The following is a 20,800-nucleotide window of genomic DNA, read 5'->3' as shown; positions in this document are numbered from 1 at the left end:
TTTCGTGTGCCAGTCTGTAATGTCAGTTGTGAAAATGACATTACCCGGATTTTTCTAAGATTTTAGTTACTTGATATCTGCTATCAGAAGTTATGGAAGCTCACACCCAGACGGTAGGTTGGGTCGTAGTCTTCATATTGGGCATTATATTGTTCGCTATTTTGGTAGCTGTAGTACGGTTCATCGGTCAGGTTGGATATATCAAACGTTACCTTCCACTGCGAGTTAATCGTATAAGCAGAACTGAAATCTAACTGGGTCTGAGCCGCTTGGTATATATCTTCACTTTTCTCTGTTGGGTCCTGAACTTCCAGTAGGTATTCCGATTTATAGTTGGCCGCGAGACGTAACATTAATGCGCCTTTTTCATAACCCACGGTAAAGTTGCCAGTCAGATCAGATTGATTGGGCATCTGGATATCGCGTGTAATAATTTCAAAGGCACCGTCATCTTCTTTACTGCTTTCGATACGGGCTTCAGATTCGCTGAATGTGGCGTTTGCGGAAAGCAGCAGGCCGTCAAACGGTGATGGCAGCATGTCGAGCTTTTGCGAGAATGCCAGTTCGAGGCCGGTGATGGTTGCCTGCTCGCCGTTACGGAACGACTTAACTTCTTTATAGTCAGTTGCTGCGTATTTTCCGCTACCAGCCAGGTCGGTTTCGAAAATAAAGTGATCAACGTCTTTGTGAAACAGAAAAGCAGAAATCACTCCAGCAGCGCCGGTAAAGTGCTCAATACCTAAATCGAAGTTGGCCGACTCCATCGCTTTCAGATCGGTGTTACCGGTTTCTGCTTCATCGCCATCGGCATTGGACGAAAATCCAGGGCGCATTTGTTCAAAAGATGGACGGGCGATTGAGTTGGTCCAGGCGGCACGTACCTGTGTCGCGTCACCCAGCTGATAGCGAAGGTGTAATGCGGGCAGGGTATGGCTGTAGTCATTATCGACTTCAATCTTCTCTGCCGTCGCCGGTGCATCATCACCCTCTGTGATGGAATAGCCTTGCAGGTTGGTCTTGGTGCTTTCATGGCGAACTCCGGCGAGAATACGCCATTGCTCAATATCAATCCGGCCCATAACATAAGCGGCTTTGATGTCTTCTCTTATTTCATCATCAGAAGCCAGCATTTTTCCTTCTTCATCAATCTCTGCAGCGACACCATTAATAGCATTGCGAACCTTAGATGGTGAAATCTTTGGTCCAAATCGGCCGAATTCATAATCTACTTTGCCGTTGGCATAGCTACTTAATGATTCGTCTGAAACATCTTTGAAAATTCGAACGTCTTCATCCTGAGTCTTTTTTCGGACACTGGATTTTACGCCGAATTTAATCAGGGCAGGGTTGTCGTCAATAAACAGATCGCGGGTAATATCAAATTTAAACGACGTTTGTTTATCTTCCACCAGTGTTTTTTGTTGTTCAATCTCATCAATTTTGTAGCTGTTGGCGGCATAGAAGTCATCACTGGCAATTAAACGTGGTTTGCGGCTGTTGCTGAAGCCGATGTTACTCAGGTATTCGTTGCCAACAACATCGTCATCCAGTTCAAACACGGCTTCAACGCCGCCTGGCTCATCTTCTTCTGCTTTGGAATACCCCAGCGCATATTCGACGGTCCAGTCGTCAACAAAGTGTTCACCACCAAACGTCGTGGAAACAATTTTCTGAGTTTCTTCACGATCTTTTAATTCACGTTTGGCTTCTGCTAACCCAGTGGCTCCCGGCATGCGCTCACCACCTTCGAACACCATTTCACCATCGTCATCCTCCAGGGCACCAAAGGCAATTTCACTCAGCTGGCGTTGTTCATCATCTGTGTATTTGCTGTATAGGGTACGTAAATACAAGTTGTTAGATGCATCCAGTTCCAGATCAAAATTCAGTGCTGCGCCAATACGTTCACGCTCGAGCGTGTATTCACGCATCTGCATTTCTTCGAGACCTTCAACTTTGCCATCATCGAATTTCCATTTACCACCGGTCTCAACATTATCGGAACCGAATTTTCGATTGTCATAGCTGAATGCGCCAGCAACCCCTAAACGGCGGCCTTCAGACAAATCGAATGTATTGCCTGCGGTGAACGAATACGCCGGGCTGGTTTGTTCCTCGTGCTGATCGTAAGACGCCTCCACACGGGCGCTGTAAAACAAACCATCGCGTTCCAGTGCTGACAGGCTTTCAACTTCAATGGAACCACCAATGGCGTTAGCGTCCATATCAGGTGTCAGAGTTTTCGTGACAACCAGAGAACTGATTAGATCCGATGGCATTACGTCCAGTGCCACGGCGCGGCGGCCGCCTTCCGGTGCTGGTAATTGGGTACCATTCACGGTGACGGCATTAAGGTCAGGACTGATGCCGCGAACACGAACAAAGCGGCCTTCGCCCTGGTCTCGTTCGATCGACAGACCCGGCACTCGCTGTAAGGCTTCGGCGGCGTTGCTGTCTGGTAGTTGACCAATGGCATCGGCATTAATGGCACTGACGACGTTGTCGGCGAAACGCTGGCGGTCCAGAGCGCGCTGTATTTGTGCAGCCTGACCGATAACCAGAATTTCTTCCATCGAGTCGTTGTTGTCGTTTAACAGAATGGTCGCTTTGGCCGTTTCACCGTCGGTAACCACGACGCTGTACTGTTTCACCTGCTCACCACCAATGATCACTGACAGCGTGTAATCACCTGCAGGTAATACCGGTAAGCGGAAGCGACCACTGGCCCCGGTCAATACTTCACGATTTAATTCTTCGACGCGCACCACCGCATCGGTGTAGGTGGTTTTGCCCATGGCATCAATCAAACGGCCTTCGACACTGCCATCAGCATGAGTCATTCCGGCAGCCAGTAAAGCGATAGTCGCGGCCAGCGGTTTCATGGTCCGTCGATTCTTTAAAGACGACATGTATTTCTCTCCATTCGGGTACTTTTTTGTGATGGCAGCGACCATAGAAATGTCGTATTTCAATTCTGTGACAGTTACACAGAGTGTGCTTTTAATACTCTGGTTTCAGTGTTTAGCACGTGGACGTTTGAGCCGATATGACCCCTGATACCGGCTGTTTAAACCGATTTGCATTATCTTGGGGCCTGCAGATCGATTCGCCAGCGGGCATAACTCGTAGGGTGAGCTGAAAAGACCCGGGCTTTAACCGGATTTCTGCTGAGCCGAATCGACCCCTCAGCAATAGTACGGGATGTCACATAACTGTCATTTGCGGCTGGATAATCCCAATGATGTATTAACCGGCAGAAATTATTTATGTGGCGCACTCTGAATTTACACCGACATAAATTGTTATTGATTGGTGGTTTGCTCGTGACTTCTTTTACGGCGACGTTATGGATAGGCGAAGCAAAAGCGATGAATGCTATCGATTGGCTCGACGTCGTCGGTGAAGGTGGCAGTGCTGTTGCTCTGGCAGTATGGATGATACTGATTCTGGGCAGCCGCCCTGCGGGCAGGGTCACCGATCTGCTAATGCTTGGTCTGGGTTTTATGTTCCTGGCGTTGTGGCAAGACAGCATTGATGAGTTTATTCATCTGCCCAATCCTCAGTGGTGGGATCAATGGCTGGAAAACGTGGCCATGCCGATAGGCATCGCGTTGCTGACTTATGGGTTATTTCACTGGCACAGTGAACAGCTGGCAATTAATGAGCAATTAAGAAAACGTGAGCGTGTTTTTCGCGAGCACCGCATGCTCGACCGTTTGACTCAGATTGGTAAAGTAGATTATCTGAAAAAACAAATCCAGAGTTTTATTCAGCGTAACGAAGAGTTACCGCTGTCTTTACTGATGATTAATATTGATGATTTTACCGCAATCAATCGTCAATTCGGTCACCGGGAAGGTGACAGACTGCTGCATGAAATCAGCGAAGTTTTATTACTGAATTTACGCGATGGCGATTTAATCTGTCGCTACGGCGGTGATCGGTTTGCTGTCTTGCTACCACACACACCACCGGCAAAAGCCCGTGTAATAGGCAATGAATTACAGCTGGCTGTTCAGTATTTTGCTTTTAAATTACGACAGAGCGGTGCTACACACTATCAGCGTATCAGTGTTGGTATGTCGTCATTATTGAATCTGGATAGTTTTGATGATGAGGTGTTTGATGGAGAAACATTGATTCGTCAGGCCAACCAAAGTCTGATAGCCAAACGTTACTCTGAGATTCCGGCGGCGGTGTCATGAGCGGTACGGCTTTATGGACGGAATCGAGTGAGAAATTGATTGCTGCTCATTGGCAACCCGCTTTGTTAATCGACATGCTGGTGGCTCGTGATATCAGTAGTCACCGGGTTTTACGCGGTACCGGAATTTTTTATGATGACCTTGGAGCCGGTGAGCAGCGGTTGTCTGCTGATCAGTTGTTGCAGCTAATTAAAAATGCGCAGCAATTGGAACAGGATCATGATCTCAGCTTTCGCTGGGGAGCCAGCGCCTTGCCTGGCCACTGTGGTTGTTATAGCCAATTGCTGACGAGTGCTGAAAATCTGCAACAATTTATTGATATTCTTGGTCAGTATCGACGGGTATTTTCGCCTCTGTTAACACCGCGTATTTATCAGGATGCAGACAATCTGTACCTCCATTGGATTCCGGCTACTGGCTTAGCTGAACACCACACCTTCCTGATCGAGATGACCATGACTGCCGTGGTTGCCGCGAGTCGCTGGTTGCATGACGAACGCTTGCCCTGGCGGTTTGCCTTCAGTCATGAACAGCCAACATATGTTGAGCAATATCAATTAAATCTTGGCGACCATCTTCAGTTTGGTGCGGGTATCGACGTAATGATGATCGAGAAGTGTTGGTTGAATAAACCATTCTTGCGCCGGGCCAGTCAAATGACCATGACACTAACTGCGCGACGGGTACTGCAACGGGAATGTGAGCAACACTGGAATGACTCGCTGGCGGCGCCATTTATGGCAGAGGCGGTTTATCGGTGGTTAATGGCAAGGATTCAGCGTTCGCCCGGACTTGAGGTCGCCGCCGAGGCATTCTTCATGAGTCCGGCGACGTTTAAACGTAAGTTAAAAAAACACAACACCAGCTTCCAGCAATTGCAGGATCAGGCGAGATTGCACACCAGTTTGTATTTATTTCATGTCAATGGCTGGAGTAATGAGCGGGTAGCGCAATTTCTGAACTTTAACGACACCACGAATTTTCGTCGTGCTTTTAAACGCTGGAGTGGACTGACCCCCAGCGCCAGTAAATTACGTTTCTGTTTCTGATTAAATGAAAGACACGGCTTCTTCCAATGGAGCACGATCCGTGCGGGCTTTATTGGCATCAGCGTTATCGTCCGCGTAACCAAATGACATACCAAATAATATACCGGCGTCTTCAGGCAGCTGTAAAAATTCCCGCACTTCTTGCGGAAATTGGCCCAGCGCACCTTGCATACAACTGTCGATACCGCGTTCTTTTAACAGCAGCGTGAGAGTTTGGGCGTAAATACCAATATCGACCGCCCCCATAATACCCAGATATTTATCCATGGTGAAAAAGGCGACATGTGGTGCATCAAAAAAAGCCCAATTGCGCAGCATCGCCATGTTGCGTTTCATCTTATCCTCACGCTCAATACCCATAGCGCTGTAAAGAGCATCTGCTGAGCCGAACTGACGTTCGCGGTGGATTCCCTGATAAGCAATTTTCCAATCAAAATCCGGAGAGGGTGGCTGTTGTTTCATCACAGCGGCAATCAGTTTATTTTTTAACTGATCTTTTTGCTCGCCGGATACCACATAGGTTTTCCATGGCTGCACATTGCAGTTAGAGGGAGACTTTTGTGCCAGTGCAAAAATATCTTTCAGGGTCGTCTGATCAACCGCCTCTTTTTTAAATGCGCGTACGGAATAGCGGCTGTTGAGAATTTCACTGAGTGCCATCGGATGTTCCTGTTTTTTGTTGCTGTTATTAATGTCGTTGTCCAGATGGTAACAGTCAGAAACGACAAGCAAAGTGTGCAGATGTGACAGAAAAGGTGTGAAATAGGTTCCGGAGGATATTGGCCATGGCAGTCCAGTGACTGCTGTGGCGGTTACCCTCAACCCTCAAAGCCGTTGTCATCCAGCAGAGAGGGAGGAGGGAGTACGGAGACTATTTATTCAGTAAGTAATTTACCAGCAAAGCAACCGGACGGCCGCTGGCACCTTTGGTTTTGCCTGCGCCACCCCAGGCAGTGCCAGCGATATCCAGATGAGCCCATGGAGTACCTTCGGTGAAACGTGCCAGGAAGCAGGCTGCCGTTGTTGCGCCAGCCAGCGGGCCACCAATGTTGGCCATGTCGGCAAAATTGGTATCCAGTAACTCCTGATAATCGTCTTCCAGTGGTAGCCGCCAGACTTTATCACGCGAATGCAGTGCTGCCTGCTGCAGCTCATTTGCCAGCCCCTCATCCTGAGTAAAGAGACCAGAATTCACAGCCCCCAGTGCCGCCATGCAGGCACCGGTCAATGTGGCGATATCAACGACGGATGCAGGTTTGAAGTTATCGATACCGTAGGTCAGTGCATCACACAGGACCAGACGACCCTCTGCGTCCGTGTTAAGAATTTCGATGGTTTTCCCCGACAAGCTGGTTACTACATCCCCCGGTTTGGAAGCGTGCCCTGATGGCATGTTCTCAGCACTGGTGATCATGCCAATGATGTTTACTTTAGGTTGCAGTGAAACCACTGCCTGCATGGTGCCCAGAACCGAAGCCGCGCCGCACATGTCGTATTTCATTTCATCCATCTTAGCGCCCGGCTTGAGGCTGATGCCACCGGTATCAAATGTGATGCCCTTGCCAAGGATGATGTGAGGTGCGTCGTCAGGGTTATCGGCCCCGGAGTATTTCATAATGATCAGCTTACCCGGTTCAATGGAACCCTTGGCAACGGATACGAAGGCGCCAGCACCCATCGCTTCCATCTGATCTTCATCGATAATGATGGTCTCAATGGCGGGATTCTCTGCCAGCTTTTCAGCTTCTTCAGCGAGGTAGTTTGGGGTACAAATATTTCCTGGCAGATTACCGAGATCGCGAGCGTAATTCACCCCTTGGGCGATGGCCTCACCTTTTTCCAGCTGGCTGCTTACAGCATTACCCAACCAGATAATGTGTTCGGTTGTTTTCTCTGCCTTGTCGGTATCGTTTTGTGGCTTGGTAGCAGTGAAACGGTATTGGCTGCGGCCATAGGCCATCGCTGTTTGCTCAGCTAACCAGGACTCACTGACTTCTTCGCTGACCAGATTGTCGATACTGAGCGCCACGGACCCAGGCAATTTGGCACTCGCGGCGGCTATGGCATTGAGGACTTTGAGCGCAGTTTCGGTGGTTTGTGGTTTATCGCCACTGCCAACCAGCAGTACACGTTCTGCACGGATACCGTCGACACCAGGCAGTAGTAGAGTTTCTGCCAGTTTGCCGCTGATATCTCCGGCATTGATCCGAGCCTGTAAAAAACCGTTTGCAGCGTTATTTATTGCCTCTGCAGCTTCAGATAGCTTGCCTGTCTGGTCGAGAGTGACGACAATACAGCTCGCCTGGACGTCGGTGGCAGAATTCTGGGAAACCCGATATTGCATACTTGCTCCTGCAGCATGATGTTGTATAAGTGTTAAAGAGTATAGATGCTGCCTGTTTTTTAGATTACAAGGTCTGGCAGTTTTTTAAGGATTTTTAGTTTGATTTTATTTCGATACCTGGCCAGGGAGCTGGCTGGTTCTATGTTTGCAGTGACCACGGTGTTGCTGATGATCCTGATGAGTGGTCGATTGATCCGCCAGCTGGCATCCGCTGCCGCTGGTGAAGTCTCTTTGGAGATCGTATTCTTTACTTTATTACTGCGCCTTCCTTCGTTTCTGGAAATGATCCTGCCGCTGGCATTATTTATTTCAATTCTGCTCACCTACGGTCGTTTGTACGCTGAAAGTGAAATGACGGTGTTAACCGCAACGGGTTTCTCCAACCGTCGTTTGTTGGGTTACACCATGATTCCTGCAGCAGCACTAACGTTATTAGTTGCCTCTTTTACTCTGTATCTGAGCCCATGGGGTGCTCAGAAAATGGAAGAGTTGTATAAAAAACAATCACAACTGACCGAGTTTGAATTATTGGCTCCCGGACGTTTCCAAAGTACCGAAAAAGGTTCACGCGTCACCTACGCAGAACGTTTATCGGACGATAAATCGGAAATGCGCAATGTATTTATCGCCGATGGAACATCATTGCTGGTAGCGAAACGGGGTACCCAATACGTCAGTGACGAAACCGGATCACGTTTTCTTGAGCTGCATGATGGTAAGCGCTATGACGTCACTCCAGGGCAACTGGCGATGCAAAGTCTGGATTTCGAATTATACGGAGTCAAAATTGCGGATGAACCTGAAGCACGGCGGAAATTGCGTAAGGAAGCAGTACCGACCATGGACCTGATTGGTTCTGATAACCCAAAACATCAGGGGCAATTGCGCTGGCGTATCTCGTTAATTCTTATGGTGCCCATTGTCACCCTGATTGCTTTTCCATTGTCGAAAGTGAATCCGCGTCAGGGAAAGTTCGCCAAATTATTTCCTGCCATTGTTCTGTTTATGTTGTATATCTCATTGATTATTGGTCTGGTTGGTATGATCGAAAAGGGCAGAATCCCGGCGGATGGTGCAATCTGGGGATTACATTTCGTTTATCTGATGATTGGCGTTGGGTTGATGCTGGTGCCTGAATGGATGCGTCGTTATAAGGTGAGACAGCTGTGAATCGTTTGGATCAATACGTCGCCCGAAATGTACTGTTTGCCAGCCTGATGGTTGTGCTGGTCATTGTTGGTCTTGACGGTATTTTTGGACTGGTGGATGAATTAGGGCGGCTGAAAGGTGATTATCAGTTCGTCGAAGCATTGCAGTTTATTGGTATGCGTTTGCCTCGTCGTGCTTACGAATATATGCCAATGGCTTGTTTGATTGGCTGTTTAGCAGGCCTTGGGACTATGGCGGCTAACAGTGAACTGACGGTGATGCGGGCAGCGGGTATTTCCGTCGGCCGCATTTCTCTGGCGGTCATGAAGCCGGTGGCGTTATTAATGGTTATCAGCATGTTGATTGCTGAATACGCCATTCCATCTCTTGAACGCATTGCTCAATCTCAACGTGCCGTGGCTCAGGGAAAAGCCGAGACTCTCAGTAACAAAGGACGAGGTTATTGGCATCGTGAAGGCAATGAGTTTATGCGCTTTACGGCCATTGAACCTAACGGTGTGCTTCATGGGCTGACACTCTATCAGTTTGATGATGGCGCCCGATTGCAGCGTATTCGCAGTGCCAAGCGTGCGATTTATCAGCGTGAACAGTGGTTAATGGAACAGGTTACCGATATTTCAGTCGCCGACGAGCGAACGTCGAAACAAACTTTCAACAACCTCATCTGGAAAACCGGTCTGACGCCTGAAAGTCTTAATGTGGTGATGGTTCAGCCGCGGGATATGTCGATCTCGAATCTCTATCGTTACACCCGTTACCTGGAAAGCCAGGGGCTGAATGCAGACAACTATTTGCTATCGTTCTGGCGTAAAGTATCCCAACCACTAGGCACATTTGCTCTGGTGGTATTAGGGATTTCGTTTATTTTTGGTCCATTGCGGGCGGTGACACCAGGTTATCGCATCTTCTCAGGCATTCTTGTGGGGCTGGTATACAAATACGCAGAAGAGTTGTTAGCTCCTGCCAGTATTGTGTTCGGTTTTGAGCCGGTATGGGCCAGTGTCATACCAATTGTCGGATGTTTCAGCATTGGCTTTTGGATGTTGCGTAAGGCAGGTTAGCCGCCTTACGCATGCTTCGGTTTGGTTAACTTTTCTGCCGCATTTCTTTGGGAATAAAAACCTGGTGGCTAACGGATGCAATGTCGTGCCAGCTACGTTGTTTTTTGTCGATTAATGCCCAGAGAAAACCCAGGCCGAAGACGGCCAGGGAAAAGAAACCGGTTCCTACTCTCAACATGCATTGGCTGAGTTGCAATCGGCCGCCGTTATCGTTGACTAACTTCAGCCCCCAGGCTTTCATTCCAACGGTTTGTCCATTGCGGCGACGCCAGGAATCGCTGTAGTAAAAGAAAGCGATGATAAACATCAAGGACAAATTAACAGCGGCCGGAAGTTCTCCGGGGAACTGATTATTATTGGTAGCCTTAATCACAGCGACCACCGCAAATCCCGCCATAATATAAAGTGCAATTAAAATCAGACCATCGTAGATCATTGCGGCCAGACGCCGGCTTAGCGGTGCCGTTGGATAGTTGGTATCAGACATAGACTTCCAGTTATTGGTTAGACTTACTGCGTAACGCGGAGCAGGCCCTCATCATAACAAATCACGCCAGGCCACAGAATATGGATAGATAATAATCCCCCTTGAGCACTCAAATGCTGCCAATCCGGTTACCAAGTGACTTGGTTTCTGACATGCAGCCTTTTATGCTTCGCGGCTATGCAGGGGGGTCAGTGCTGCTTTTGGCCGGCAATTCCGGTTTAAACGCCAGTTGATTGTTTCAAGTCATTGGATTAAAGCGCCGGGTTTCTCATAATGGGTGCTGATAGAAATAAATGAGGTTGTTATGGTGGATATCGCTGATATACGTAAGGAATACACGCAAGGCAGGTTGGACGAAGAAACCTGTGCTCCCGATCCAGTTACCCAGTTCCATGCCTGGTTTGAGCAATACCGTGAGACAGAACCTGCTGAACCCACGGTGATGACGCTGGCCAGTTGTGATCAGAATGGCCAGCCCTGGCAGCGTATTGTTCTGTTAAAAGGTTATGACCATGAGGGCTTCGTATTTTTCACTAATTATGAAAGTAATAAAGGTCAGCAGCTCGGCGATAACGGAAAAGCATCATTACATTTTTTCTGGATTGACATGGAGCGTCAGGTTCAGATTCAGGGTGAGGTCGAGAAAATCTCACGGGAAGAGGCTGAGCAATATTTTCATTCCCGTCCGCGTGAAAGCCAGCTCGGTGCCTGGGCATCTGCACAAAGTCGACCGCTGGAGAATCGCCAGCAGCTGGAAGATAAGTTTGCTGCAGTATCTGATCAGTTCGAAGGTCAGACTGTACCGCTACCGGATTTTTGGGGGGGATATCGCATCAAGCCTTTGCGCATGGAATTCTGGCAGGGGGGCGCGCACCGGTTACATGATCGGGTTGAATACATTACCGACGGTAACGGAGGCTGGCATAAGCAGCGCCTGAGCCCTTAGCGATCATGACTGCGGTTCAGGGAGAAACTGAAGTCAATCAATAGCTCGTTGGCGTGTATCTGGCGGGTCAATTCTCCCTGAAGTTGGCTACTGACTATGTAGTCACACAGCAGCCATGCTTCCGGCAAAGACCCGTCTTCATTCTTCAGGCTGTCTCTGGTTGTGAACTTCATTGCAAGATAGGCGTGGTCTCCCTTCAGGGTCAGACGTAGGGCTAATGCATCTGTAATGTCTAATAATGGCTCCTGCAGGATCAAACAGTGCAGTAAAAACGCAATCAGTTTATCGTTTTCTTCCAGTATCAGCGTTAGGGGGAAATCCTGGTTAATGCTCACATGGTGTAATTGCTGATGTTGCTGCAGCCATTCCGTGATCATCGAACTCAGATCAAGACTGCGTGAAGGTTGGTTGATTTCAAGATCCAGATACTGGCCCAGCAGATCAAGCATTTTGTGATTTTTGGTCTTCAGATATTCCAGCAATAAAATATTAAACCGGGTGTTCAGCTGGTTAATCTGACTTTGCTGGAAGCGTTCCAGCTGGCCAGTCAGTTTCTGAATATTGGCTTTGGCTCGCTGTTGCTCTTCGTAAAGTTCTTCGGTGCGTTTTGTGACTTTGTTTTCCAGGTTGACGGCCAATTCTTGAGACTTACGGGTGGCAATTTGCTCTTTGGTCTTATCCACAAGACACAGCAAAATATCCAGCGGACGACTTTCGTGGTAAGAGATCACCTGAATGGTGGTATCAAGAAACTTCTCTTCATGATTCAGATTAATTACCTGAATGCAGGTTTGCATACGGTTGACGCGGCCAAACAGCAGCTGATTGAAACGCTCTCTGAGTTCAACATTTTGTTCACCATGAAACAGCTCGCGGAATCTTTCCATCGGATGTTCGCTGGCTTCCAGTTCCTTCTGGTTGCTGCCAAGCAGTTGGGCGAAGTGATGGTTACAGCTTATTTTGTCGGTCTGGCTATTGTATTGGCACAATCCGAGTGCGGCGTTGTCCACGGCGATGGACAGCTGTTCTTTTGTTTCCTCAAGTTGCGCTTTACTTTTTTCACGCTCGACGATATCGGCTTTTAAAGTGTTACGCATTTTATTAATAGCAGCCGCAACCAGGTCCAATTCGTCTTGTTTTTCCGAGCGGCTATTCAGCACCAGTGCTGATTCAAGATTGTCCAGAGAGAAGTGACTGGCCCAATTTGACATAATCCGCAGTCGTTGGGTAATCAAGGCCCGGACAATGGCTAGCACGAAAATCGATACGGAAAAGGTTTTAACGAACTGTGTTAACAGAATCTGGACGGCTTTGTCCTGTAACTCGTCATACAGGTCCGCGTAGTTGATATCGATATGCAGATTGCCGAGGTTATATTCTTTTCCCGGATTCTGAAAAATCAGTGGAAATGAATGGCGCTGGTCCGTGCGGCTTAATACATCCCCGGCGCTGTGTATCAGATCATTGTCTGTTTCAATGTAGACATACACGACACCAGGAAAGTTAAGAATACCTGCCATTTGAGACTCGATCTGGCGGGTATCGAAATTCCATAAACTGTAACTGATACTTTGCTGATAGCTGTTCTGAATTTGCTGACCATTGGTCTCATATTCACTGACACCGCGATGATAGTCACTCAGCAGGATAAAGCCGGACGTAGCCAGGGTAATAATAAAGCTGAACGTCAGCAGATAAGACAGCAGTGTGATTCCGACGTGACGGCGGTTATTTTTTTTAGACTCAGACAGGCTATTCAAAGCGGTTATCCCAAACAGCAATGCTCTAACTATAGCTACTCTGGCGAGGCCATGGTATCTCCGTTGGCAGATTCTTCATCCGTTGTCGTAATAGGCCAAAGTATATTTCTTGTCAGTTTATCAGCTGGTTGTATGAATATCTGTATTTGTTGGTCTGGGAGAATACTCATCGAGAGTATGAGAACCTTGTTGCAGCGCTAGAGGTTGCATTGTTTACCATGATGTTGGGGTAGGTGGTGCAAAAGTCGTGATTATCAGCATGGGCGAGGTTCTGGATACTGACCGGCGACAGCGATACGAATTTCGAATTATGTGAGATGATACTGAACTCCAAAGCATTCCATTCTTGTATTGATCAGTCCCAATAATGCCTGGTAATGGTTATCAATAACGTTAACAGTAATTTTACTTCTCCTTTAGATACGAAATCTTGATATTGCAATTCCGTTACAGACATAATTGTGCGATCTGATAACAACAACGCATACTGTGATGCTATATGGCCAAATTTAAGTTAATCGTCTCATTGTTTATCATGACTATGGTATGTTTTGCCAGTCATGTACTCGGCAGTGACGCGCAAAGTGAGTATCAAAAGTTCAAGGCGTTCCAGGCGGCGAACCAACCGGTTAATATTGAAGTGACGGAAGTCAGCGAACGGTTTATCAATGCCTGTTCGGTGGTTGCAGAGCAGGATGTGACCAGTGGTTATGGTTCGTCAGATCCAACCAGTGCGGTCTATCGTATGCCCGAGGCATGTGTGGATGATCTGAATGACTGCAGTTGTTTCGCTTCGACCCGTGATCAAGTCTGCGTGTTTGAATGTACCGCTGGTTTGTAGTCTCGACCCCCGAAGTCAGCTTTATTGGTTATAGAAAACGCCACAAATAGGTGGCGTTTTCTACAACCGAGTGGAGAGTTCATCAGGCCGGTTCTGGGTCTAGCGGTTTGACCACATAAAGCAGATCGCCCTGGTTCACCTGTTGACCATCCGAGTTCATAATTCGGGTAACCTTAAACTGCTGTTTCACTGGGTAGAGTTCGGACTCAGTACGGTTGAACTGTTTCAGGTTAAGCGGGGTGAACATTTTCATTGCTTCCATCAAACACAGGGTCTGATCGATGCTGATAATATCGCCTTCTTTGACAAACGGCGGTTCCGTCGGCGACGCCGAGCCATAGAAGATACTGGTACTTGGCGAAAGTACTTTAAGCTCATCAGAGCCCTCAATCGCCAGCGCAGAGGCATCAACGGCATCGGCTGATAAATCGGCGGCCTCTTCAATATCGTGAATCAATGCATCCACGTCCATGCGATCGAGGAATTTCGGGAGATAGGTTGTGTCGTAGATTCCCTTCTGGAAGACATCGTCATCAAGAACGCGTTTCAGCAGCGGAATATTGGTGCACACGCCGGTTATCCGCACCCGTTCAAGGTAGTCGCGCAACTTGGTAATCGTGTCGTTACGATCTTTACCGTAACAGATAATTTGAGTCACCATGCTGTCATAGAATGGCGATACCTGCTTACCGGGAGCCGCCATTGAGATCAGCTCTATGTGGTCTTCATCCGGCAACACACAGTCACGAATGCGGCCAGGTGTCGGTACAAATTCGACATCATCACCCTTGCGGACTGCTTTTTCAGCATTGACGCGCACTTCGATAGCATAGCCATTAGCAACTGGCTTCAGATCGGTGATGGCTTCGCCCTGAGCGATCTTGAACTGGGTGCTGACGATATCAATACCCGACACCAGTTCTGTTACCGGATGTTCAACCTGAAGACGCGTGTTCATCTCCATAAAGTAGATGGTGTTATTGTCGAGATCGAAGATAAATTCAACCGTACCAGCACCGACGTAGTTCACGGCATCAGCCAGTTTGGCGGCAAAGTCGTATGCACCTTGCTCCAGTTCCCGCGGTAGCATGGTCGAGGCGGATTCCTCGAAAATCTTCTGGTTATTGCGTTGAACCGAGCAGTCACGAAGTCCCAGAATCTTAGTGTTGCCATGGCTGTCACGTAAAACCTGCACTTCGATATGGCGCAATGATGTGACGTATTTTTCCAGGTATACGTCTCCGTTACCGAAAGCAGCTTTGGCCTCGGTCGAAATCTGATGGAACAAGCTGTGAATCTTATTCGGCGATTCCACCACCTGAATACCCTTACCACCACCACCGTGTACAGCTTTTAACAGCACCGGATAACCAATCTCATCAGCCACACTGGCGGCATTGGCTGAGCTGGTCAGAATACCGTGAGAGCCTGGGACTACCGGGACCTCAACACGCATGGCGGTGTTAATGGCGTTTGATTTATTGCCCATGGTTTCCATGGATGAAACCGGTGGTCCAACAAAGTTAATATCGTGGTTACCACACAGAGCCGCGAACTGACTGCTCTCTGACAGGAATCCGATACCTGGGTGCAAAGCGTCAATCCCCTCATGATGTGCGACGCGCAGCACGGATTTGGCGTTCAGATACGACTCATCTGGTGTGTTACCACCGATACACACCACACGATCTTCTGGTCCTAACATATCCACTGGGACCGAATTCATGTCCGGGTCTGATTGCACCAGAACCACTTTAATGTCGTTCTCCTGGGCTTTACGGATCAGTTTGACGGCGGTACAGCCACGGGCATGAACCAGAACTTTGTCGATGTTGCCATATTTTTTACTTTCGTTGGTCGCATCCCCTGTGTCCGGTGCAAAGCGCTCTGCAGTGACATAACCCTGCAGTACACGATCCAGAACATCATCAACCGTGTGGCGAGCGGTTGGCATATCCGGGTCAATCGCACGCAAGCGGCTATCAAGATCATCGAAGAACGGATGTTGCACCAGGCCATCCATTGATTCCGGCGAAACTGACAGGTAGTTCGACAGGGTGCACGTGCTGGGCAGGTAGCTTGGCACAACAATCTGACCCGCGAATGGCATATTGGTGCCGGAAAAATAATAAGTTTGTGCCAGTGGGTGGGTCACGAACGATGCCTGCGCACCACCGGTACAATCGCCAAAACCAAAGATCACCAAGGGCAGGTCGTTGTCACGAACAAAGCGGGTAATGCGGTCGTTAACGATGGCCATGGAGAATAGTGCGGCTGCCCCTTCCTTGGTCTGCATCCCACCGGACGATACAAAGCACACGATTGGCAACTGCTGCCGGGCACACTCGACCATCAATTTGCAGAACTTTTCAGCACTGGCCATATCAAATGCACCAGCCTGGAAGTTCAGGTTGGATACCAGTGCACCAACACGCTGCTGACGATCACCAATCTTGATGGTACCAATACCGGTTAATACGCCACACGGTTTTTCGTCTTTGTTTAGAGCCCCTTCGATAGAGCTGCGAAAGCCCGGGAATGAGACCGGATCTGCAGACATCAGAGATCCGTTTATCTCATCAAAGTCTGCGAAGAAACGTTCGATTAATGCCGCTGGGCTGGTTTTCTTCTGACGCTTCGTGTCATCCAGAACCTGTTGAATGAGCAGATCGTGGTAGCCCATGGTCAAACGGTTCCAGAAATCTTTACGACGACCGATGGAAACCGGATTTATCCGGCCGTTGTAGTTCTTACCTTCCTGCTCGGCTTCATGATACTCAGCCAACAGTTTCTCAAAAATAAAGGTGATCACAACAAATAAGGTGTCCGACAGGCGAGGAAACGCCAGTTTCTTCCACTCTTCCACTGATTTGAGAAAGTCCACGCGGGCTGAACTCTTGATGAAATAGCTTAACCAGTGGTTAAAAGATTCTCGCTCCTGCGGGGTGTAGCTATCACCGGACGTGGCTTCCGCCAGTGATTTATCCAGCAATTCTTTCACGGCATCACTGGAGAGTGCTCGGGTTTCATTGGCTTCTTTCGCGACGTTCACCAGGTTGTAGATGAAGTTATCGTACAACTGACCGAAAACCAGCATGTTCTGGCAAACCTGACTGAATTCGTAGCGCAATTCTTCATGCAGAATGGCATCCAGAATGGTGATGTCAGGGTGCGCAGGGTTCTGGATGTTTTCCTGACGGAATTGAATGTAAGGAGCGAGTGCTTCTTCAAGAATACGGCGGTTAGCTTCAACTTTGGCAACCGCCGCACTGTTAGCGATGGCTTCGGTTCGGGTTGATAATTTCAGCTCGTCACGCACGTCTTCCGGAATCAGTTGGTGCTGCAGTACGGTATTCAGGGCGCTGGCAATCGATTGCTTCAGAGCCCCTTTTGCTTGTTCGCCAGCCATTTCAGTCGTCAGGTCCTGACGAGTCTCGTGGGGCAATATCTCACGAATATAAGCCGCCAGTGGGTGTGGATTATTTTCGACAAAATCAGCTACAGCGTCGGTATCGAGAATATCGTTAGCACGCAACATAAAGCGGCTTTGTTTGTAATCCTCAAGGTAATTCAGCAATCCCTGAAAGTTAACCGGAGCGTCGGCTTTCCAGCGATTAAACAAATACAGACCCAGATTAAAACAGAGGTCCTGTTTGGCTTTTAGATAATTATCTTTTGGCTCTCCGAAGAACAGACGAGCAATGGTGGAGCGGCTTTCGTCACGCTCTTCGTATTTGCTCCAGAATGTCTTCCAGCTTTTGTGTAATGACTCGTCGTAAACAATTTTCTCTGGCGCCTGGATCCAGTTCTGGAATTTACGTTGAGCTTCACGCTCATTTCGTTGTTGCAGCTGCCCCTCTGGAATTTCTTTTTCAGCCAGGCGGCCATAGTTTTCCACGCTGGTTGCATGGATGCGGCGGCGCAGAGTCAGATAGCGCGTGTAGCGATAGGTCAGACCAAAAATATTGAGGTGTTCAGTAGGCGTCTCCGCCAGGAAAAAATTAGCATCACGCTGAACTTTTTCTAATTTATCGGACGGTTCCAGAAAACGATCAATACTGCGTTTGTAGTGATCCATCAGGTATGGGTTGTTGCGGGCAAATTCTGCGGAGCTTGCTTCAATGGATTCAATACCGGTAACCACAGACTGATGCAGGTTGTATCGTTTTTCATCCGCATCACTTGGTGCGTAATCGATGATACCGTCAATGATACCGGCTTCTTTCAGTTCAAATCCGGACACACCTACGTATTTTGCACACTCTTGCCACGACAAGTTGTATTTCCGGGCAATGCTTGCCAGCCCCTGAGGTTGGATGGTGTTGAAGATACCATCACGAACCGATAGTAAAATATTGGTTGTCGCCAGCGGAATCGCACCCCCCGAATATCCTGCTCCCCAGATAATACCGAGCGTTGGCACATCGTTATTGGCCATTTCAGTAATCAGGTGAGAAATCGAATGCGCCTGATTACCTGCATTGGCTGCCTCTCCGGCATCGGCTCCTGGAGTATCGATAAATGTAACAATAGGCATCGCACGCTGAGCAAAAGCCCGAACTTGTTCTGCTGCCTTATTGTGGTGCTGCGGACCCCATACGCCGTTATTGTGTTCACGGTTCTGACAAATAAAACCAACCCGGCGAATCTTGCCATTGAAGTCCATATCCGCTTCGCAGGTATAGAGTGGGCCGTCTTCAAGTTCGGTAATCGTGCGCAGAATGAGATGCTGAACAATAGCCTTGGCACCCACGCGCTGATTATTCTCGCTCGGTGCAACAACCTGTTCGATATAATCGTCGATGTTTAAACCCGACAAGCGTTCGCGTTCGTTGTCACACCGTTCCGGTGCAATTAAACCTTTTACTGTGTGATCGATCGGGTTGTCTTCAAACTCCGGGAAAAGAGAAAAGTCAGCAGAAAGTTGTTCTGCTTTCAGAAACAACTGATCAATATGGGCCTGTTCATTGTCGAGAGAATTGTTTGCCTGTTTATCTGTCATTGTAACTAAATCCATACTGTGCCAAAGCGAGATCAACCAAAGTCAGATGAAACGGGGTTGACCGGAAAAAAACTATAAATATTGAGTTGGCATTCATTTTTCTGGGGCGGTGTTGGCTCCGCTGAAAGTTAGCTGCCGACGTGTGTTAGCAGCGTTTCTTCCTGAAAACAACTAATGCCTGGTACAGCGCCTGAGTATGTCATTTTTTGCGGTAAGTGAACAACGCCATCACCGCAATTTTGACACTCCTTTAATAATCAAATGGCCTTAAAAATCAGGGTGGCGTTGGTACCACCAAACCCAAAGCTGTTCGACATTACGGTGGTTAGCCGGGCTTCACGGTTTTCAGTAACGATGGTAAATCCTTCGCTACCTTCATCGAGGGCCTCGATGTTGGCGCTGCCGGTAATAAAGCCATGTTGTTGCATCAGTAAGCTGTAGATCGCTTCCTGTACACCGGCAGCACCGAGAGAGTGGCCAGTCAATGATTTAGTCGAGCTGATGACTGGACGTTGTTCACCGAATGCTTCGCCAACCGCTTTGAGTTCTGTAATGTCACCGGCCGGGGTGCTGGTGCCGTGAGTATTCAGATAATCAATTTCCGGATTGCCAGCCATTTCAAGTGCCATTTGCATGCAGCGCACCGCTCCTTCACCTGAGGGAGCAACCATATCTGCTCCATCGGACGTTGCGCCATAGCCGACCAATTCGGCGTAAATGGTCGCACCGCGTGCTATCGCGTGTTCATATTCTTCCAGTACCAGCATGCCGCCGCCGCCGGCAATCACAAAGCCGTCGCGGGTGGAGCAATACGCGCGTGAGGCGCGTTCCGGCGTGTCGTTGTATTTACTGGATAGTGCGCTCATTGCGTCAAATTGTGCACTCAGGCTCCAGTGCTCTTCTTCGCCGCCACCAGCGAATACGACGTCTTGTTTGCCCCATTGAATCAACTCCATTGCGTGGCCAATACAATGTGCACTGGTCGCACAAGCGGAAGTCATGGAGTAGTTCACTCCTTTAATTGAGAACGGAGTTGCCAGGTTTGCTGATGCGGTGGAACCCATGGTACGGGTAACACGATAAGGGCCCACTTTCCGGATACCTTTTTCACGCAAGATATCAACGGCCTCAACAATGTCTGAAGAGGAAGCACCACCGGAGCCTGCGACCAGTCCGGTACGTGGATGACTGACAACGTCTTCGGGCAGACCTGCGTCCTCAATGGCTTCTTTCATCGACAAATAGGTGTAAGCGGCCGAATCGCCCATGAAGCGTTTTAATTTACGATCAATATGTTCCGCAAGGTCAATATTCGGTTTGCCGGCAACATGGCTGCGAAACCCCATTTCCTGATATTCAGGCTGGAAGGAAATACCAGAGCGCTGAGCCTGAAGTGAAGCCAAGACTTCTTCTTTATTGTTGCCCAGACAACCTACGATGCCCATACCTGTAACAACTACTCGACGCATATCAAATCTCAACTTGTGTTTTTTAAATTCTTGCCAGCATATTAGTGAAAGATTGAGGTAATATTTCAGCTTCAACTAATATTTCTGCGCCCCACTATATAGCAGTGGTGGAAGAGGCATAAAGAAAAATATTATTGACATCAGGTTGTTAATCAAAGGTTAAAGGTTGTATTCGAAATGGCTGAAAAAGGTGTACGCTGGCAGCGTGTTCAGGAGTTGATGTTGGAAAATGCGCTGGATGTCGAAACGATGGCGGCTTGTTTGGGAGTGGATGAGGTTAAGCTCGAGGCTATGATTGGAGACGGTGCTAAACGTAAAATCCCCGATTCACTGGCGCAACAAATGGAACAGACGTTTTCCAAACCAAAAGGCTGGCTCGATCAAGGAGATGACGGCGGTATTGCCTTCGATTTGTTCGGTTCCTGAACATTATCCCTGTGTCCCACAGCCCTGATGAAACAGGGCC

At 48.4% G+C, this 20,800-nt stretch carries 14 protein-coding genes; 7 read left to right on the top strand and 7 right to left on the bottom strand.

Annotated features, from left to right (window positions below; all coding sequences use genetic code 11):
- Window positions 1-83: 83 nt before the first annotated feature.
- Window positions 84-2,909 carry a TonB-dependent receptor gene (locus MK185_06200; GenBank protein MCH2040208.1) on the bottom strand — a complete coding sequence of 942 codons (2,826 nt, stop codon included), beginning with the start codon at window positions 2,907-2,909 and terminating at the stop codon, window positions 84-86.
- 357 nt (window positions 2,910-3,266) lie between these two features.
- On the opposite strand from MK185_06200, the gene MK185_06195 reads away from it, so the two are divergent.
- Both MK185_06195 and MK185_06190 read left to right on the top strand, forming a co-directional pair.
- A complete protein-coding gene (locus MK185_06195; protein MCH2040207.1) occupies window positions 3,267-4,205 on the top strand; it encodes a diguanylate cyclase in 939 nt (312 codons plus the stop codon).
- Complete coding sequence (locus tag MK185_06190) at window positions 4,202-5,254, top strand: AraC family transcriptional regulator (protein ID MCH2040206.1); 1,053 nt, start codon at window positions 4,202-4,204, stop codon at window positions 5,252-5,254. Before MK185_06195 ends, MK185_06190 begins: the two co-directional genes overlap by 4 nt.
- Here MK185_06190 and MK185_06185 read toward each other — a convergent pair whose 3' ends face one another.
- Both MK185_06185 and MK185_06180 read right to left on the bottom strand, forming a co-directional pair.
- Window positions 5,255-5,914, bottom strand: coding sequence for a nitroreductase (locus tag MK185_06185; GenBank protein MCH2040205.1), 660 nt, complete (start codon window positions 5,912-5,914; stop codon window positions 5,255-5,257).
- A gap of 211 nt (window positions 5,915-6,125) precedes the next feature.
- Window positions 6,126-7,598, bottom strand: coding sequence for a leucyl aminopeptidase (locus MK185_06180; GenBank protein MCH2040204.1), 1,473 nt, complete (start codon window positions 7,596-7,598; stop codon window positions 6,126-6,128).
- A gap of 99 nt (window positions 7,599-7,697) precedes the next feature.
- On the opposite strand from MK185_06180, the gene lptF reads away from it, so the two are divergent.
- The gene (lptF, locus tag MK185_06175; GenBank protein ID MCH2040203.1) at window positions 7,698-8,768 is read left to right on the top strand and encodes an LPS export ABC transporter permease LptF; all 1,071 of its coding nucleotides are present in this window, start codon (window positions 7,698-7,700) and stop codon (window positions 8,766-8,768) included.
- Entirely contained in the window at window positions 8,765-9,829 is a 1,065-nt protein-coding gene (gene lptG, locus MK185_06170; protein ID MCH2040202.1) for an LPS export ABC transporter permease LptG, read from the top strand. The genes lptF and lptG overlap by 4 nt, the downstream gene beginning before the upstream one ends.
- Window positions 9,830-9,854: 25 nt before the next feature.
- On the opposite strand, the gene MK185_06165 is transcribed toward lptG, so the two are convergent.
- On the bottom strand, window positions 9,855-10,316 hold the full coding sequence (locus MK185_06165) for an RDD family protein (GenBank protein ID MCH2040201.1): 462 nt from the start codon (window positions 10,314-10,316) through the stop codon (window positions 9,855-9,857).
- Window positions 10,317-10,620: 304 nt separating this feature from the next.
- Here MK185_06165 and pdxH point away from each other — a divergent pair, with 304 nt between their 5' ends.
- Entirely contained in the window at window positions 10,621-11,262 is a 642-nt protein-coding gene (gene pdxH / locus MK185_06160; GenBank protein ID MCH2040200.1) for a pyridoxamine 5'-phosphate oxidase, read from the top strand.
- Here the strand turns inward: pdxH and MK185_06155 are convergent.
- A complete protein-coding gene (locus MK185_06155; GenBank protein MCH2040199.1) occupies window positions 11,259-13,022 on the bottom strand; it encodes a hypothetical protein in 1,764 nt (587 codons plus the stop codon). The genes pdxH and MK185_06155 overlap by 4 nt on opposite strands.
- Window positions 13,023-13,521: 499 nt before the next feature.
- Between MK185_06155 and MK185_06150 the strand changes: the two genes are divergently transcribed.
- Complete coding sequence (locus tag MK185_06150; GenBank protein MCH2040198.1) at window positions 13,522-13,863, top strand: hypothetical protein; 342 nt, start codon at window positions 13,522-13,524, stop codon at window positions 13,861-13,863.
- A gap of 82 nt (window positions 13,864-13,945) precedes the next feature.
- Here the strand turns inward: MK185_06150 and MK185_06145 are convergent, their stop codons facing one another.
- Window positions 13,946-18,865, bottom strand: a complete 4,920-nt coding sequence (locus MK185_06145) for an ATP-grasp domain-containing protein (GenBank protein MCH2040197.1) — start codon at window positions 18,863-18,865, stop codon at window positions 13,946-13,948.
- A 257-nt stretch (window positions 18,866-19,122) separates the two neighbouring features.
- Window positions 19,123-20,334 carry a beta-ketoacyl-ACP synthase I gene (gene fabB, locus MK185_06140; protein MCH2040196.1) on the bottom strand — a complete coding sequence of 404 codons (1,212 nt, stop codon included), beginning with the start codon at window positions 20,332-20,334 and terminating at the stop codon, window positions 19,123-19,125.
- Between the two features lie 177 nt (window positions 20,335-20,511).
- On the opposite strand from fabB, the gene MK185_06135 reads away from it, so the two are divergent.
- A complete protein-coding gene (locus MK185_06135) occupies window positions 20,512-20,760 on the top strand; it encodes a hypothetical protein (GenBank protein ID MCH2040195.1) in 249 nt (82 codons plus the stop codon).
- The last annotated feature ends 40 nt before the right edge of the window (window positions 20,761-20,800 follow it).

Source organism: Saccharospirillaceae bacterium (assembly GCA_022448365.1).
GTDB lineage: Bacteria > Pseudomonadota > Gammaproteobacteria > Pseudomonadales > Oceanobacteraceae > Bacterioplanoides.
Note: the sequence above shows the minus strand (reverse complement) of the source record. Positions and strands in the feature narration are given on the sequence as shown.